This window comes from Streptomyces wuyuanensis (assembly GCF_900103455.1).
Lineage (GTDB): Bacteria > Actinomycetota > Actinomycetes > Streptomycetales > Streptomycetaceae > Streptomyces > Streptomyces wuyuanensis.
In genome coordinates, this window is sequence record NZ_FNHI01000022.1 from 48,798 (window position 1) to 64,300 (window position 15,503).

A 15,503-nucleotide genomic window follows, 5' to 3' on the forward strand; every position below is an offset into this window, starting at 1 on the left:
GAGGTGTCAGCGGGGCTGGGTCACGTCTCGCCGTTGCGCAGGGTGCTGCGCTGGACCAGGACTGCGGCCACGATGATCGCTCCCTTGGCGATCTGCTGGACGGCGCTCTCCAGGTTGTTGAGGGCGAAGATGTTGGTGATGGTGGTGAAGACGAGGACGCCGAGGACGGAGCCGACGATGGTGCCCCGGCCGCCGCTGAGCAGGGTGCCGCCGATGATCGCCGCGGCGATGGCGTCGAGTTCGTAGAGGTTGCCGTTGGTGTTCTGGCCGGAGCCGGACAGGACGATCAGCAGGAAGGCCGCGATGCCGCAGCACAGTCCCGACAGCAGGTAGAGGTAGAGCCGCTGGCGGCGTACGTCGATGCCGGCGAGCCGGGCCGCCTCGGCGTTGCCGCCGACGGCGACCGTGCGGCGTCCGAAGGTCGTCCGGTTCAGCAGCAGCCAGCCGAGGACGGTGACGACCGCGAAGACCAGCACCAGCGGCGGGACGCCGAGGAGGTAGGAGTCGGGAACGCCCAGGTCGAGCACGGGCTGTACGGTCACGATCTGCGTCTTGCCGTCGGTGATCTGCAGGGCGAGTCCGCGTGCCGAGGCGAGCATGGCGAGGGTCGCGATGAACGGCACCATCCCGCCGTAGGCGATGAGCAGTCCGTTGACCAGTCCGCAGCCGACGCCGACGACGACCGCGGTGAACAGGATGCCGGCGAAGCCGTACTCCTGGGTGGCGAGGGTGGTCGCCCACACGGAGGCGAGGGCGACGATCGCGCCGACGGACAGGTCGATGCCGCCGCTGGTGATGACGAAGGTCATGCCGACGGTGACGACGCCGATGACGGACGCCTGGGTGAGCACCAGCTGGAGGTTGGAGGTGTCCAGGAAGGTCTCGGGCTTGGTGATGCCGCCGACCGCCACGAGCACCGCGAGGACCCCGAGGAGCGAGAGGTTGCGGACGTCGGCGCGCAGTCCCAGGGCGGGCCTGGCGGCCTTGGCGGCCGGGGGCGTGACCGCGGGCGGCGGAGGGGCCTGCGGTGCCTCGGAGGCGGGCTGCGTCATGAGCTCGGGCTCCCTTCCATGACAAGGTCGAGTACGCGGTGCTCGTCGAGCTCCCCGGCGGGCGCCGTGTGCACGACGCGGCCTTCCCGGAGCACCAGCACCCGGTCGGCGAGGCCCAGCACCTCGGGGACCTCGCTGGAGACGAGGAGGACGGCGAGTCCGTCGTCGGCGAGCCGGCGGATGACGGCGTAGAGCTCGGCGCGGGCGCCGACGTCGACGCCGCGGGTGGGTTCGTCGAGCAGCAGGACGCGGCAGCCGCGGAGCAGCCAGCGGGCGAGGACGGCCTTCTGCTGGTTGCCGCCGGACAGGGTGCGGATGCGGGCGTCGGGGTTGTCCGGGCGCAGCGACAGCTCGCGGGTGGCCCGGCGGGCGTCGCGGCGCTCGGCGCCGCGGTCGAGCCAGCCGCCGCGGGAGAAGCGGGAGAGCGAGGACACCGACACGTTGCGGGTGACGGATTCGAGCATCAGCAGGCCCTGGGCCTTGCGTTCCTCGGGGGCGAGGCCGAGTCCGGCGCGGACGGCGGAGCGTACGCTGCCGGGCTTGAGGGTGCGGCCGTCGACGATGACGCGGCCGGTGGTGGGCTTGCGGGCCCCGTAGACGGTCTCCAGGATCTCGGAGCGCCCGGAGCCGACGAGTCCGGCGAGGCCGAGGATCTCGCCCGGGCGCAGTTCGAGGTCGACGGGTGCGAACTCGCCCTCGCGGCTGAGGCCTTCGACGCGGAGCACGGGTGCGGTGTCCGGCGGCGAGGCGGGGCGGTCGGGGAAGACGTACTCGACGTTGCGGCCGGTCATCATGGCAACGATGTCGCGTGTGGGGGTGTCCTTGGCGGGCAGTCCGCCGGCGACGGCGCGGCCGTCCTTGAGGACGGTGACCCGGTCGCCGATGCGGCGGATCTCCTCGAGGCGGTGGGAGATGTAGACGACGGCGACCCCGGCGGCGGTGAGGTCGGCGACGATGCGGAAGAGGTTGTCGGTCTCGTCGGGGTCGAGGGCGGCCGACGGTTCGTCCATGACGATGAGTCGCACGTCGTGGGAGAGGGCGCGGGCCATGGAGACGATCTGCTGCTGGGCGGCGGAGAGGCCGCCGACGCGGCGGCCGGGGTCGATCTCGGGGTGGCCGAGGCGGCGCAGGAGCGCGGAGGCCGAGCGCCGGGCCCCGCGGCCCCGGACGACGAATCCGGCGGCGGTGGGTTCATGGCCGAGGAAGACGTTCTCGGCGACCGACAGGCCCTCCACCAGGTCGAGTTCCTGGTAGATGGTGGCGATGCCGAGGCGCATGGCGGCGATGGGCGACTTGAGGGCGACGTCTTCGCCGCGCCAGGTGATCCGTCCGTCGTCGGGCTGGTGGGCTCCGGCGAGGACCTTGATGAGGGTGGACTTGCCGGCGCCGTTCTGGCCGAGGAGGCAGTGGACCTCGCCGGCCTGGACGTCGAGGTCGACGCCGTCGAGGGCGCGGACGCCGGGGAAGGACTTGGTGATGCCGGACATCGTGAGCAGCGGTGGTGCGGTTGTGTCCTGCGGTGATGGTGGTGCGGGTGGTTCTGGTGCCATGGCGGATCCCCTCGGCAGGTGCGGCCGGTGAGCGGGCAGGGTGGAACCAGGTGCGTGGTGCTGTGGTGCGTTTGCGGACCGACCGGTCCGGGCGGATCAGGCCGGGGAGAACAGGTGGTCGCTGATGAGCCGGGCCGCGCCGATCACTCCGGCGGTGGGGCCCAGTTCGCCCAGCACGATGGGGAGGTTTCCGGTGGCCAGCGGCAGGGACTTCCGGTAGACCTGGGTCCGGACGCTGGCGAGCAGGGTGTGGCCGAGACCGGTGACACCGCCGCCGATCACCACCAGTCCGGGGTTGAAGAAGCTGACGAGTCCGGCGATGACCTGGCCGACGCGGTTGCCGCCCTCGCGGATCAGGTCGAGTGCGGTGGAGTCGCCGGCGGCGGCCGCGGTGGCGACGTCGGCGGCGGTGAGCCTGCCCGCGGCCTCCAGCCGCGCGGTGAGTTCGGGCGACTGCCCGGTGCGGGCCGCCTCCTCGGCGTCGCGGGCCAGTGCCGCACCGCTGAAGTGTGCTTCCAGGCAGCCCTTGTTGCCGCACGCGCAGGCGCGTCCGTCGGCCTCGACCTGGATGTGGCCGATGTCGCCGGCGCTGCCGGTGGTGCCGCGGTAGACCTCGCCGCCGACGACGATGCCGCAGCCGATGCCGGTGCCGATCTTGACGCAGAGGAAGTCCCCGACGGAGCGGGCGACGCCGGCGTGCTGCTCCCCCATGGCCATCAGGTTCACGTCGTTGTCGACCATGACCGGGCAGCCGAGTTCCTGGCTGAGGGCCTCGCGGACCGGGAAGCCGTCCCAGCCGGGCATGATCGGCGGTGCGACGGGGACGCCCTCGGGGTAGCGGACCGGTCCGGGTACGCCGATGCCGGCGCCGTCGAAGCCTTCGGCGAGGCCGGAGACCTTCAGTTTGGCCGCCATCGCGAGGACCTGCTCGAAGACGGCGACCGGGCCCTCGCGGACGTCCATCGGCTGGTTGAGGTGTCCGAGGACCTCCAGTTCGGCGTTGGTGACGGCGACGTCCACGGAGGTGGCGCCGATGTCGACGCCGAGGAAGCGAAGGTTCGGGGCGAGCCGGATGTTGTGGGAACGGCGGCCGCCGCGTGAGGCGGCGAGGCCGTCGGCGACGACCAGCCCGGTCTCCAGCAGCCGGTCGATCTCGACGGCGAGCTTGGAGCGGGAGAGGTCGACCTGATCGCCCAGCTGGGCGCGGGAGTTGGGGCCGCCGTCGCGCAACAGCCTGAGCAGTCGCGCCTGGTGCGCGTTGGCGGGTCGAGCCGTCATGCGTCTCACGCGCCCCTCCCCTCCCCTGGCCCTCGGCGCGGGGGATCCCGGTCAGCCGTTTCGTCGGGCTTTCGAGGGGAACGTAGCAGCGCTTTCCCCGAGGGGGAAGAAGTTGAGCAGCAATCCACCACAACTTTCTCCACACCCAGGACAAAGCCGGGGACGGGGGTGGCCGAACGTGGCGCGGGCGGGGCGCGTTCCGTGGGGCGCCGTCAGGGTTTGAGGTGGCTGAAGCCGACTTCGTAGCGGTCGACGGAGACGATCCGCTGGCCCTCCCTGCGGGCCGTGTCCACCCGGATCCGGTCGGCCCTCTCCTCGCTGGCCAGCATGGTCTCCTCGTCCTCCCACAGGGTCAGCGACACGGCCCTGCCCGTTGCCCGGTCGACGAACCAGTACACGCCGAGGAAGCCGGGAAGTCCCCGGACCTGCTGGACGACCGTCTCCGCGTGCGCGGACAGGTCGCCCTCGGGGGGCACGGGCGACCCCTCGTACCTGCTCAGTCTCGCGAACATCGCAGCTTCCCTTCCTCCGCGGCCGTGGCCGGGCGGTCGGCAGCCCCAGGACCAGCGTGCCCCGTCCTCCGGCCACCCGCACGCCACGGCTGCGGACCACGGGTGGCGCCTGGGCCAGAGCGGGCCCGGAGGGCTGCTTCGGGTGCGGTCCCGGGGCGTCCGCGGCGGAGGCCCGCCGCGGATCGCGAGGGGTCCGCTCGGGTGCGGCCCCGGGGGCCGGACCCCAGACTGTGAGGGATGCCCGGGGCGCCGCGGAGTGCTCGCGGCCGGTCCGGCGGGCCGGCCCCGCAAGCGGCAGGGCCGGGCGCCCGGGCGGGCCGCGCGCGCATCCGCGCGGCGTCGTACGACCGACGACGGAGGAGTTACCGGGATGATCCTGGTGACCGGCGCGACGGGCCATGTCGGCTCGGAGCTGGTCCGGGTCCTGGCGAAGCGGGCGCCCCCGCAAGGGCGTTCAGCCGCTCGGGCCGCGCGGAAGGGCTGCGGAGGGCGCCGAGGCGGTACGGGGGTCTCGACAGTCCTGCGTCGGTGGCCGCGGCGCTCGCCGGGGTGCGGGCCGTGTTCCCGATGCCCGGCCACGACCGGGCGCGGGAGTCGCTGAAGGCCGTGCGCGAGTCGGGAGTCGAGCGGGTCGTCCTCCTCTCCGGCGCTTCGGTGCCGGTGGGGGCCTCACGAACGCGGTGACGCGCTACCGGACCGAGGCGGAGACCGCGGTCAGGGAGTCGGGGGTGGCGTGGACGCTCCTGCGCCCGTACTCGTTCACGTCGAACACCCTGGAGTGGGCGGAGGGCCTGCGCGCCGGCGACGACACGGTGCGTGCCGCGTTCCAGGCGGCCGGGGTCGCCGCGGTCGATCCGTACGACATCGCCGCCGTGGCGGCGGTGGCGCTGACGTCGTCCGGCCACGAGGGCCGCGCGTACACGCTGTCCGGGCCCGAGGCGCTCGTGCCCGCGGAGCAGGTGCGGATCCTCGGCTGGGTGCTCCGCCGCGAGCTGCGTTTCGAGGCGTCGTCGGACGAGGAGGCGCGGGCCGGGATGGAGGCCCGGATGCCGGTGGAGTACGTCGACGCCTTCTTCCGCTTCTTCGTGGACGGGGCGGCGGACGAGTCGGTGGTGCAGCCGGCCGTGGGCGATGTGACGGGGCGCCCGCCGAGGACGTTCGCCCCAGTGTGCGCGGGCGCGCACGCCGACTCCTTCCGGCCGTGAACACGGCGGCGCCCACGAGCCGGAGGCCCGGGCGGACAGGACAGGCCGCGGCGCAACCGGCGGCAGGTGCCGGCAAGGGGACATACGAGGGCGGGTGGGCGTACGGGACGGGCCGACACGACCGGTCCCCGGCCTCCGGCCGCGCGGAGGGCGCTGAGGTGTGGGCGGCGGAGCGCCGTGCCGGCCTCCGGCCAACGCCTCGACGCCCGGCACGGGCGGTCGCGGGCGGTCGCCGTTTCGCGGCGGTCAGGGCCTGCCGGGGCCGGCCAGGGTGCGGTCCGTCTCCCGCCTCGACCAGCGGGCGGTGAGCAGCAGCGCGATGTCGTCCGGCCGGTCCGTGGCCTGGCGGGCCTCGCGGATCAGCCGGTCGGCGGTGTCGGCGATCGTGATCCGGCTGACCCTGCTGAGGGTGGCGCGCAGTCGCTCGACACCGGCGTCGATGTCGGTGCCCGCCTCCTCGATCAGCCCGTCGGTGAAGAGGGCCAGTACCGCCCCTGGTTCCAGGGTGAGTTCGGAGACCGGGTAGTGCTCCTCCGCGTCGACGCCGAGGATGAGCCCGCCGCTCAGGTCGAGCACCTCGGTCGTGCCGTCGGGCCTGCGCAGCAGCGGCTGGGGGTGCCCGGCGCGTACGGCCTGGGCGGCGCCGGTCGCCGGATCGAGGAGTACGTAGCAGCAGGTGGCGAACTGCGCGGGATCGAGGTCGATGAGCAGCCGGTTGGTGCCGCTCATCACCTCGTCGGGCTCCCGGTCCGCGAGCGCGAACGCCCTGACGGCGCTGCGCAGTTGGCCCATGATGGCGGCTGCGGAGACCCCGTGCCCCTGGACGTCGCCGATGACGAGGGCCAGACCGCGGTCCGTCTCGATGACGTCGTACCAGTCACCGCCGACGTCCATGCCCTGGGTGCCGGGGAGATAGCGGCCGACGGTCTCCACGTCCTTGATGACGGGCAGCCGGTGCGGCAGCAGTGCGTCCTGGAGGCCGCGGGCGAGTGCGGACTCGCTGTCGTAGCGCTGGGCGCGTTCGAGTGCCTGCGCGATGAGCCCGGCGAGGGCGGTGAGGACGGTGCGCTCCTCGGGTGCGAAGCCGCGAGGGTGGTCGAATCCGAGGATGCAGGAGCCGACGGGCCGGCCGGAGGCGATCAGCGGGAGGAAGGCGCGGGCGCCGACGGAGGCGTCGATCGCGAGCCCGGGGTAGGCCGCGGACAGTTTGTCCATGGACTCGAAGAAGATCGGGCGGCCGGTGGTGAGGGTCTCCACGCCGGGGATCCGGGCGTCGAGCCCCACCCCGTCGAAGGGCGCGAGGAAACCGGCCGGGAAGCCGGTCTCCCAGGCCAGGTAGAGATGGCGCTCGTGAAGGACGTAGATGGCCAGTTGCCGGCCGCCGAACGCGGGCAGCAGTTCCTCGGTGACGACGGCCGAGACCTGGCGCGCGGTGACGGCCTCGGTCAGGGCGATGGCGAGGGCGACCGGCCGGTAGAGCGCGCTGGCCCGGTCGGCGGGTGAGGCGAAGGTGCCCAGCCCGGCGCCGGGGAAGCTGACGGAGCCCGGTGTGTAGTCGGGACGTTCGGCGTCGGCGACCGTCCCGGTCACCCCTTCCCGGCCGGGGAAGAGGGAGACGGTGACCCAGACGTCCTCCTCCCGGTTGGCCCGGAACTGGACAGGGGTGTGCGAGAGGAGCGCCGCCCGGTAGTGGTCCCAGTAGCCAGGGCGGTCGAGCCACGGCACGGCCTCCCACAGCACGCGGCCGATGAGCCGGTCCCGGTCCATCCCGATCAGGTCCTCGGCGCTGTGGTTGGCGTAGGTGATGCGGCAGGAGCGGTCGAGGGAGAAGAGCCCGTCGGGTAGCCGGTCGCCTGCCTCGCCGGAGACCACTCCGGTGCCGAGGTCGATCAGGGATCCCGTGACGCGGCGGGCCCCGATGCCGGGCGACGGGTGGACCGGGCGGCCGGTCAGTTCCACCAGCGACGGCGGTTCGTCGTCGCGGGTGATCCGGATCCGGCGCACGACGGGGCGGCCGGTCTGGCCCGCCTCCCGGGCCACGGCCCACAGCTGGTAGGCGTCCTCGGACGTGACATGGGCGGTGAGGGCGTCGATGGTGCCGGTGAAGGCGGCGGGGTCCACACCGAGGATGGCGCAGAGTTCCTCGTCGGCGCGGAGCACTCCGCTGCCGATGTCCCAGTCGAACGTGCCGATCCGCACGGGGCCGGCCGTCGAGTTTGGGGCCTGGACGACGAAGGGCTCACCGTCCCAGCGGATGGGGGTGCCGTCGTGGTGCAGTTCGCCGAGGGCGGCGCCGAGCCGGGCCCCCGCGTCGGTGAAGCGCCGGCGGTCGGCCTCGGCGACCGGTTCCCCGGCGGTGGCGGGGCGTAGCGCCACGAGCACGCCGAAGCGCTCGTCGCCGCTTCTGACCGGCGCGTACAGGGAGCTGAAGGAGAACGGCAGCCCCGCCATGAGCTGCGGGAAGCGTTGCATGGCCTCCTCGCCGTCGGCGAGGTGGATCGGCTGGGAGCGACGGTGGCACTCGGCCACGGGGAAGGGCCTGTTGACGTGCATGCGCCACCACGGGCGCATCAGTTCGCCGGGGAGCCCGACGACCACGGCGAGGCGCAGCAGCCCAGGCGTCCCCGACCGCAGGTACACCCCTCCGGCGTGGCCCCCCACCGCGCCGATCGAGTGGACCGCGGCCTCGGCGAGCACCAGGCCGAGCTCGTCCAGAGGATGGACCGCGCCGCCGCTCGTCTCGCGCTGCGGCCCGCGCTCCGTGTGCGCGCCGGGCCTGGCCGCGCCGTACCAGGTCACATAAGAAGGATGCGCCAGGGCCGTGGGGGCGCGCACCTCAGGCCGTGGCCCGCGGGCGGGGCGAGCGGCGGCAGGACGGGGCTTGCCCCGCCGGGTCCGTCGGCCTGCGGCCGGGGGGAGGTCAGGACTCGCGCTCGTGGTACGTGCGGCGGGTGTGTTCCGTGTGGGCGCGCATGACCTCGGTCGCCCGGCGCTCGTCGCGTGCCGAGATCGCCGCGATCAGTTCGCGGTGCTCGATCCACGACTGCTCGCCGCGCTGCCGCGCGACGGGGGTGTAGTACCAGCGCACGCGCCGGTCGACCTGGCCGGCCAGTTCGGCGAGCACGACGTTCCCGGCGAGTTCCATCACCTTGGCGTGGAAGGCGGCGTTGGTGGCCACCGCCAGGTCCACGTCGTCGGCGGCCACGGCCCGCTCGCCCTTGTCGCACAGCTCCTCGAGCGCGGTGATGCCGGCGGAACCGGCGTTCGCGGCGGCCAGCCGGGCTGCCTCGGCCTCCAGCAGGGTGCGAACCGACAGCAGTTGGTCGGCCTCCTCCTCGGTGGGCTCGTGGACGAACGCGCCCTGGGCGGGGCGCAGGTCGACCCACCCCTCGGTGTTGAGCCGCTGCAGCGCCTCTCGCACGGGCTGGCGCGACACGCCCAGGTGACCCGCGAGCTCGCTCTCGACGAGATGCTGGCCGGGTTGCAGTGCGCGGGTGGTGATGAGCTCGAGCAACGCCTCGTACACGCGCTCGCGCAGCGGGCCCGGCCGCTCCAGCCTGGGCACGGTTCCCTGCGGCAGTCCTGCGGACAACATCGGGTCCCCCTCGGTCCTCGGCACTACGGGACGGCAATTGGCTATCGTCTACAGTCTACCGAGCGCAATCCCTCAGGGGCAGCGGACCACCTGCCCCGCGTACGACAGGTTTCCGCCGAATCCGAAGAGGAGCGCGGGAGCGCCGGACGGGATGTCGCCTCGTTCGAGCAGCCGGGACAGGGCCATCGGAATGGAGGCGGCCGAGGTGTTGCCGGAGTCGACGACATCGCGGGCGACCACGGCGTTCACCGCGCCGATCCGCTCGGCGACGGGCTCGATGATCCGCAGGTTCGCCTGGTGCAGTACGACGGCGGCGAGGTCCTCGGGGGCGACCGAGGCCCGTTCGCAGACCCTGCGCGCGATCGGCGGGAGCTGGGTGGTCGCCCAGCGGTAGACGGACTGGCCCTCCTGCGCGAAACGAGGCGGCGTCCCCTCGATCCGTACCGCGTGCCCCATCTCGGGGACCGAGCCCCACAGCACGGGACCGATGCCCGCGTCGCGGTCGTCGCACGCCTCGACCACCGCGGCACCGGCCCCGTCACCGACGAGGACGCAGGCGGTGCGGTCGGTCCAGTCGGCCACGTCGGACATCTTGTCGGCGCCGATGACGAGGGCGCGGACGGACGAGCCGGCCCGGATCGCGTGGTCGGCGGTGGCGAGAGCGTGGGTGAATCCGGCGCAGACGACGTTGAGGTCCATGACCGCCGGGGAGGCCATCCCGAGCCGGGCGGCGACGCGGGCCGCGGTGTTCGGGGAGCGGTCGATCGCGGTCGAGGTGGCCACGAGGACGAGGTCGATGTCGGCGGGGGTGAGTCCGGCCGCGGCGAGGGCCTTCCCGGCCGCGTGGGCGGCGAGTTCGTCCACCGGCTCGTCGGGTCCCGCGATGTGGCGGGTCCGGATGCCGACCCTGCTGGTGATCCACTCGTCGCTGGTGTCGACCATCCGCGCCAGGTCGTCGTTGGTGAGCACCTGGGCGGGCCGGTGGTGCCCGAGCGCGGCGATACGAGTGCCGGTCATGCCCGGGCACCCCCTTTGTGTCGAGGTCAGGAGCCCTCCAGTCTTGTCAGTGACCGGTGGGTACGAGGGCGGCCGATCCGACAGGATTCACCCGCGCGGGTTGGAGGCTCCGCCCAGTCGGCGGCCTCGGGACGCACCGCGCGAAACGCGCCGGGGCGCCGGGAACGCGGGGCGCACCGCGCGACCGCGGGGTGCCCGGAGGGCGGGAGCACGGAGCGCCGGTACGCCGGGGCGCGATCCGCGCCGCGCGCCGGGAACGCGGGGGCGGACGGCAGGACCCGCCGCCCGCCCCGCCCCCGGCGGCCGGCGCGGGGGCTCAACCCGCCGGAGGCTCGTGGACGCCGAAGGGCGAGCCCTGGTCGTCGCGGCAGAAGCGGAAGCGGCCGAAACGTGCGGCGGCGGCGTCGGTCTCGGTGTCCGGCCCTTCGACCGTGCCGCCGAGCTCCGTGATCCGTTCGAGCGCCGAGGCAAGGTCGTCGACCTTGAAGAAGACGTACGGCACGGCTTCGGCGTCGTCCCCGTGCACTCCGCCGGGCACGGTGGGCGTGGTGATCGCGAAGCCGGTGCCGCCCGGCACGTCCTCGAAGGTCCAGCCGAAGAGGTTGCCGTAGAAGGTGCGGGCCTTCCCGGGATCCGCCACGCCGAGTTCGAAGAAGGAGATCTCCCCGGCCATCGCTGGCTCCTGTCGTCCGACGAGGGTGGTCGCCGTCCACGCTGTCACACACCTTGTCGCGGGCAAATCCATACTGTAGACAATATATCGTCGACATGCAGTGACCTTGCTGCGCGCAGTGCCCAGCCTTCCCGGTTTCTCGGTTCCCCTCGACCGAACGGAGAGCCCCACGTGAAAGTCGCAGTCGTCGGCGCCGGAGCGATCGGCGCCTACGTCGGAGCCGCGCTCGACCGCGCCGGAGCCGATGTCCATCTCATCGCCCGTGGACCGCATCTGGCGGCCATGAGGCGGCACGGTGTACGGGTGCTGAGTCCGCGCGGCGACTTCACCGCGCGTGTCCACGCCACCGACCGCCCGGCCGACGTCGGCCCGGTCGACCACGTCTTCCTGGGCCTGAAGGCCAACTCGTACGCGGCGTGCGGGCCGCTGATCGAGCCCCTGCTCCAGGACGGCACCACGATCGTCGCCGCGCAGAACGGCATCCCCTGGTGGTACTTCCACCGGCACGGCGGCCCGTACGACGGCCGGCGCGTCGAGAGCGTGGACCCCGGCGGTGCCGTCAGCGCCGTCCTCGCCCCCGAGCGTGCGGTGGGATGCGTCGTCTACGCGGCAACGGAGCTGGCGGGCCCGGGGGTTGTCCGCCATCTCGAAGGCACCCGTTTCTCCATCGGCGAACCGGACCGTTCGGTCTCGGCACGCTGCCTCGGGTTCAGCGAGGCGATGCGCGAGGGCGGACTGAAGTGCCCGGTGGAACCGGAGCTGCGCCACGACATCTGGATCAAGCTGCTCGGCAACATCTCCTTCAACCCGATCAGCGCGCTCACCCGGGCGACGATGCGGGAGATGTGCCACCACCGCACGACCCGCGAGGTCATCGGACTGATGATGACCGAGACGCTGGAGGTCGCGGCCGCCCTCGGCTGCCGCCCCGAGATCTCCGTGGAGCGGCGCCTCGCCGGCGCGGAACGGGTCGGCGACCACCGCACCTCCACGCTCCAGGACCTGGAGAAGGGCAAGCCGCTGGAGCTCGACGTGCTGCTCGCCGCCGTGGTGGAACTCGCCGGGATCACCGGGGTGCCGGTGCCCACGCTCCGTACGGTGGCGGCCATTTCGGACCTGCTGGCGACGCGGAGCGCGGCATGAGGGCGGCACGGGCGGCCTCCGCCCGTGCCGGACTCGGCGGACCGTGCAGGACAATGAGATCGTCGGGAAAGTCTCGCCGCACCCGCGCGAGGCCGCGCGCGGTACCGCGCACGCTCCAACGCACAGAGTCGGGACTGATCACCATGGGACGGGTCACCGAGCGCCGCCGCACCATCCGGATCAGGAACGGCGCGGTGACGGCCCGGCCGGACACCCTGGTCGCCGAGGAACCCCTGGAGATCCGGCTGAACGGCCGCCCACTGGCGATCACCATGCGCACCCCGGGCGACGACTTCGCGCTCGCGGCCGGTTTCCTCGTCAGCGAGGGCGTGATCGGCTCCGCGTCGGAGCTGCGGTCGATCGTGTACTGCGCCGGCGCCAAGGACGACGGCACCAACACCTACAACGTCGTCGACGTACAGCTCGCGCCCGGCGTCCCGGTCCCCGACATCACGCTCGAACGCAACGTCTACACCACGTCGTCGTGCGGACTGTGCGGCAAGGCCAGCCTCGACGCGGTACGCACCACCGCCCGGTTCCCCATCGCCGACACTCCCCCGGTCCGGATCGAGCCCGGACTGCTCTCCGGCCTCCCCGACCGGTTGCGCGCCGCGCAGCGGGTCTTCGACCGGACCGGGGGCCTGCACGCCGCGGCGCTGTTCTCGGAGGAGGGCGAACTGCTCGACGTCCGCGAGGACGTCGGCCGGCACAACGCCGTGGACAAGCTGATCGGCCGCGCGGTGCGCGAGGACCTGCTGCCGTTGTCGCGAGTGATCCTGCTGGTGTCCGGCCGGGCGTCGTTCGAGCTGGCACAGAAGGCGGTGATGGCGGGGATCCCCGTACTCGCGGCGGTCTCCGCACCGTCCTCGCTGGCCGTCGACCTGGCGGCCGAGACCGGGCTGACCCTGGTCGGCTTTCTGCGCGGCCCGGACATGAACGTGTACGCGGGCGAGGAACGCATCGCCCTTCACTCGGGGGTCTGACGGGCCCGGCCGGCGGGGAGCGCCCCCTGCGCCGGCCGGGTCCTTGCCCGCGGGGCGCGGTTCAGCGCGCGGGGACCCGGGCCGGGCCGCTCCCGGGCGCCGCCTCCACCGGACGGGGGTCGGCCGCCCGCCGTTTGGCGATGACCGCGCAGACCATCAACTGCAGCTGGTGGAACAGCATCAGCGGCAGCACGGCCAGGCTCGCCTGCGCGCCGAAGAGGACGCTCGCCATCGGGAGCCCCGCGGCCAGGCTCTTCTTGGAGCCGGCGAACTGGATGGCGACCCGGTCCGCGCGGCCGAAGCCGAGGCGTTCGGGCCCGTACCAGGTCAGGGTGAGCATCACCGCGAGCAGCACCGCCTCGACGAGCAGCAGCGCGCCGAGCCGCACCGGGGTGACCTGGTGCCAGATGCCGGCGACCATGCCCCGGCTGAAGGCGGTGTAGACGACCAGCAGGATCGAGCCGCGATCGACGACGCCCAGGAGCCGCCGGTGCCGCGCGAGGAAGCCCGCGATCCAGCGGCGCAGCAACTGCCCGGCCAGGAACGGCACCAGCAGCTGGAGCGCGATCCTCAGCAGCCCGTCAGCCGAGAAGCCGCCCGTGCCGCGGCCGAGGAGCACGGCGGCCAGCAGCGGCGTGAGCACGATCCCGGCGAGGCTGGAGAAGGATCCCGCGCAGATCGCCGCGGACACGTTGCCACGGGCCATCGACGTGAAGGCGATCGAGGACTGGATCGTCGACGGCACCAGGCACAGGAAGAGCAGCCCGCCGTAGAGCGACGGGGTCAGCACGGCGGGGACGAGACCGCCCGCGGCGAGCCCCAGCAGCGGGAACACGACGAATGTGGCGGCCAGCACCGTCGCGTGCAGACGCCAGTGGCGCAGGCCGTCCAGGGCCTCGCGGGCCGACAGCCGCGCACCGTAGAGGAAGAAGAGCAGGGCGACCGCCCCGGTGGAGGCCCCGCCGGCGACGTCGGCCGCGGTGCCGGAGGCGGGGAGCAGCACCGCGAGGAGAACGGTGCCGAGGAGCATGAGGACGTACGGATCGACCGGCGGCCGGAACGGCGGTCGCAGGGGGGTGCGGCGGCTCATGTGCTCCACTTGCTCTCGGTACGGATCGTGCCCTCTCCATGGTCACCGGCCCATGGGCGATCGGGAATCCCGTACACCGATCTGACTGCCATCACGATTCGCGATGAGCGCGGCTAGCATGGCTCGCGTGTACGACCCCGGTCAGCTGCGTACCTTCCTCGCCGTGGCGCAGACCCTCAGCTTCACCCAGGCGGCACGCCGGCTGGGCGTGCGGCAGTCCACGGTCAGCCAGCACGTGCGGCGGCTCGAGGAGGCGGCGGGCCGGCAGCTGTTCACCCGCGACACCCACAGCGTGGAGCTCACCGGGGACGGCGAGGCGATGCTCGGCTTCGCCCGGACCATCCTGGACGCGCACGAACGGGCGGCCGCCTTCTTCACGGGCACCCGGCTGCGCGGCCGGCTCCGCTTCGGCGCCTCCGAGGACTTCGTGCTGACACGGCTCCCCGAGATCCTGGAGACGTTCCGCCGCGACCATCCCGAGGTCGACCTGGAGCTGACCGTCGAACTGTCCGGCACGCTGCACGAGCGGCTGGAGGCGGGCCGGCTCGACCTCGTCCTCGCCAAGCGCCGTACGGGCGGCACCCACGGCGAACTGGTCTGGCAGGACGCGCTGACCTGGATCGGCGCATCGCAGCTGCGGCTCGATCCGGACCGGCCGGTGCCGCTGATCGTGTACCCGCCGCCGGGTATCACCCGGGCGCGGGCGCTGGAGGTCCTGGAGGCGCACGGCCGGGCGTGGCGCATCGCCTGCACGAGCGGCAGCCTGAGCGGACTGGTCGCGGCGGCACGCGCGGGTCTGGGCGTGATGGCCCATTCGCGCGGGCTGATCCCGCCCGGACTGGTCCCGGTGCCGAACCGGGCGGGGCTGCCGGAGCTGGGGGACGTGGACTTCGTCCTGCTGCACGGCCGCCGGGCCGGCGCCCGCCACGGCACCCGGGAGCCGGCGGACGCGCTCGCCGCCGCGATCCTCGCCGGCGTCGACCGGTTGCAACGCCCTGCGGACGGCACGCACTGACGCGGCGCGCCGGCGGCAAGGGGCGCGGCGCGCGGCGGAGAACGAACGGCGGGGAACGAGCGGCAGCGAGGAGGCGGCGGAGAGCGCCGGCGATCCTCCGGGACAGCGGGGGCGGGGAGCCGGGCGGGACTTCCGCACTCCAGCCATGGACACCCAAACCAGACACAGAAGACAGACCGGGCGTGTTTGCCGCGTACAGATTCGGTGCAGATTCGCGCGAGGGTCACTTACTCCTCGGTCAGAACCCGGCACGCCCACAACGGGGTTGGCCGAATTCGTACGGCTGACCAGCGTCGATGCGAAATGTGCCGAGTTGCTGAAGGCTCTCCCGCACGACCGCCCGGTGGGGTACCGTCACCGGCGCTGTGCGGAGCGCCACAAGGAGCAGGT

At 73.2% G+C, this 15,503-nt stretch carries 14 protein-coding genes; 5 read left to right on the forward strand and 9 right to left on the reverse strand.

Annotated elements, in window-relative coordinates:
- Positions 1 to 20: 20 nt before the first annotated feature.
- The 4 genes from BLT82_RS27705 to BLT82_RS27720 form a co-directional block, all read right to left on the reverse strand.
- On the reverse strand, positions 21 to 1,052 hold the full coding sequence (locus BLT82_RS27705) for an ABC transporter permease (protein WP_093659671.1): 1,032 nt from the start codon (positions 1,050 to 1,052) through the stop codon (positions 21 to 23).
- Positions 1,049 to 2,539, reverse strand: a complete 1,491-nt coding sequence (locus tag BLT82_RS27710; RefSeq protein ID WP_093659673.1) for a sugar ABC transporter ATP-binding protein — start codon at positions 2,537 to 2,539, stop codon at positions 1,049 to 1,051. Before BLT82_RS27710 ends, BLT82_RS27705 begins: the two co-directional genes overlap by 4 nt.
- Positions 2,540 to 2,698: 159 nt before the next feature.
- On the reverse strand, positions 2,699 to 3,880 hold the full coding sequence (locus BLT82_RS27715; RefSeq protein ID WP_093659675.1) for an ROK family transcriptional regulator: 1,182 nt from the start codon (positions 3,878 to 3,880) through the stop codon (positions 2,699 to 2,701).
- 212 nt (positions 3,881 to 4,092) lie between these two features.
- Positions 4,093 to 4,392 (reverse strand): antibiotic biosynthesis monooxygenase, encoded by a 300-nt coding sequence (locus BLT82_RS27720; RefSeq protein WP_093659677.1) that lies wholly within the window; start codon positions 4,390 to 4,392, stop codon positions 4,093 to 4,095.
- 528 nt (positions 4,393 to 4,920) lie between these two features.
- Between BLT82_RS27720 and BLT82_RS38210 the strand changes: the two genes are divergently transcribed.
- Together BLT82_RS38210 and BLT82_RS38215 are read left to right on the forward strand one after the other, a co-directional pair.
- Entirely contained in the window at positions 4,921 to 5,076 is a 156-nt protein-coding gene (locus BLT82_RS38210) for a hypothetical protein (RefSeq protein ID WP_244529659.1), read from the forward strand.
- Between the two features lie 44 nt (positions 5,077 to 5,120).
- A complete protein-coding gene (locus BLT82_RS38215; RefSeq protein ID WP_244529660.1) occupies positions 5,121 to 5,597 on the forward strand; it encodes a Rossmann-fold NAD(P)-binding domain-containing protein in 477 nt (158 codons plus the stop codon).
- A 246-nt stretch (positions 5,598 to 5,843) separates the two neighbouring features.
- Here BLT82_RS38215 and BLT82_RS27730 read toward each other — a convergent pair whose 3' ends face one another.
- From BLT82_RS27730 to BLT82_RS27745, 4 genes are all read right to left on the reverse strand, one after another.
- On the reverse strand, positions 5,844 to 8,432 hold the full coding sequence (locus BLT82_RS27730) for a SpoIIE family protein phosphatase (RefSeq protein ID WP_093659679.1): 2,589 nt from the start codon (positions 8,430 to 8,432) through the stop codon (positions 5,844 to 5,846).
- 85 nt (positions 8,433 to 8,517) lie between these two features.
- Entirely contained in the window at positions 8,518 to 9,192 is a 675-nt protein-coding gene (locus BLT82_RS27735; RefSeq protein ID WP_093659682.1) for a GntR family transcriptional regulator, read from the reverse strand.
- A 72-nt stretch (positions 9,193 to 9,264) separates the two neighbouring features.
- On the reverse strand, positions 9,265 to 10,209 hold the full coding sequence (locus BLT82_RS27740) for a beta-ketoacyl-ACP synthase III (RefSeq protein ID WP_093659684.1): 945 nt from the start codon (positions 10,207 to 10,209) through the stop codon (positions 9,265 to 9,267).
- Between the two features lie 316 nt (positions 10,210 to 10,525).
- Positions 10,526 to 10,882: a VOC family protein gene (locus BLT82_RS27745; RefSeq protein ID WP_093659686.1), complete on the reverse strand. Its 357-nt coding sequence runs from the start codon at positions 10,880 to 10,882 to the stop codon at positions 10,526 to 10,528.
- 171 nt (positions 10,883 to 11,053) lie between these two features.
- On the opposite strand from BLT82_RS27745, the gene BLT82_RS27750 reads away from it, so the two are divergent.
- Both BLT82_RS27750 and fdhD read left to right on the forward strand, forming a co-directional pair.
- Positions 11,054 to 12,025: a 2-dehydropantoate 2-reductase gene (locus BLT82_RS27750; protein WP_093659688.1), complete on the forward strand. Its 972-nt coding sequence runs from the start codon at positions 11,054 to 11,056 to the stop codon at positions 12,023 to 12,025.
- A gap of 143 nt (positions 12,026 to 12,168) precedes the next feature.
- On the forward strand, positions 12,169 to 13,008 hold the full coding sequence (gene fdhD, locus BLT82_RS27755; RefSeq protein WP_093659690.1) for a formate dehydrogenase accessory sulfurtransferase FdhD: 840 nt from the start codon (positions 12,169 to 12,171) through the stop codon (positions 13,006 to 13,008).
- A gap of 61 nt (positions 13,009 to 13,069) precedes the next feature.
- Here the strand turns inward: fdhD and BLT82_RS27760 are convergent, their stop codons facing one another.
- Positions 13,070 to 14,098, reverse strand: a complete 1,029-nt coding sequence (locus tag BLT82_RS27760) for a bile acid:sodium symporter family protein (protein WP_093659838.1) — start codon at positions 14,096 to 14,098, stop codon at positions 13,070 to 13,072.
- 118 nt (positions 14,099 to 14,216) lie between these two features.
- Between BLT82_RS27760 and BLT82_RS27765 the strand changes: the two genes are divergently transcribed.
- Positions 14,217 to 15,113, forward strand: a complete 897-nt coding sequence (locus BLT82_RS27765) for a LysR substrate-binding domain-containing protein (RefSeq protein ID WP_093659692.1) — start codon at positions 14,217 to 14,219, stop codon at positions 15,111 to 15,113.
- Positions 15,114 to 15,503: the final 390 nt, after the last annotated feature.

What these genes read in the sequence shown, in the direction of transcription:
- BLT82_RS27705 (WP_093659671.1), bottom strand. Translation starts at nt 1,052, where the DNA reads ATGACGCAGCCCGCCTCCGAGGCACCGCAGGCCCCTCCGCCGCCCGCG.
- BLT82_RS27710 (WP_093659673.1), bottom strand. Translation starts at nt 2,539, where the DNA reads ATGTCCGGCATCACCAAGTCCTTCCCCGGCGTCCGCGCCCTCGACGGC.
- BLT82_RS27715 (WP_093659675.1), bottom strand. Translation starts at nt 3,880, where the DNA reads ATGACGGCTCGACCCGCCAACGCGCACCAGGCGCGACTGCTCAGGCTG.
- BLT82_RS27720 (WP_093659677.1), bottom strand. Translation starts at nt 4,392, where the DNA reads ATGTTCGCGAGACTGAGCAGGTACGAGGGGTCGCCCGTGCCCCCCGAG.
- BLT82_RS27735 (WP_093659682.1), bottom strand. Translation starts at nt 9,192, where the DNA reads ATGTTGTCCGCAGGACTGCCGCAGGGAACCGTGCCCAGGCTGGAGCGG.
- BLT82_RS27740 (WP_093659684.1), bottom strand. Translation starts at nt 10,209, where the DNA reads ATGACCGGCACTCGTATCGCCGCGCTCGGGCACCACCGGCCCGCCCAG.
- BLT82_RS27745 (WP_093659686.1), bottom strand. Translation starts at nt 10,882, where the DNA reads ATGGCCGGGGAGATCTCCTTCTTCGAACTCGGCGTGGCGGATCCCGGG.
- fdhD (WP_093659690.1), top strand. Translation starts at nt 12,169, where the DNA reads ATGGGACGGGTCACCGAGCGCCGCCGCACCATCCGGATCAGGAACGGC.
- BLT82_RS27760 (WP_093659838.1), bottom strand. Translation starts at nt 14,098, where the DNA reads ATGAGCCGCCGCACCCCCCTGCGACCGCCGTTCCGGCCGCCGGTCGAT.
- BLT82_RS27765 (WP_093659692.1), top strand. Translation starts at nt 14,217, where the DNA reads ATGGCTCGCGTGTACGACCCCGGTCAGCTGCGTACCTTCCTCGCCGTG.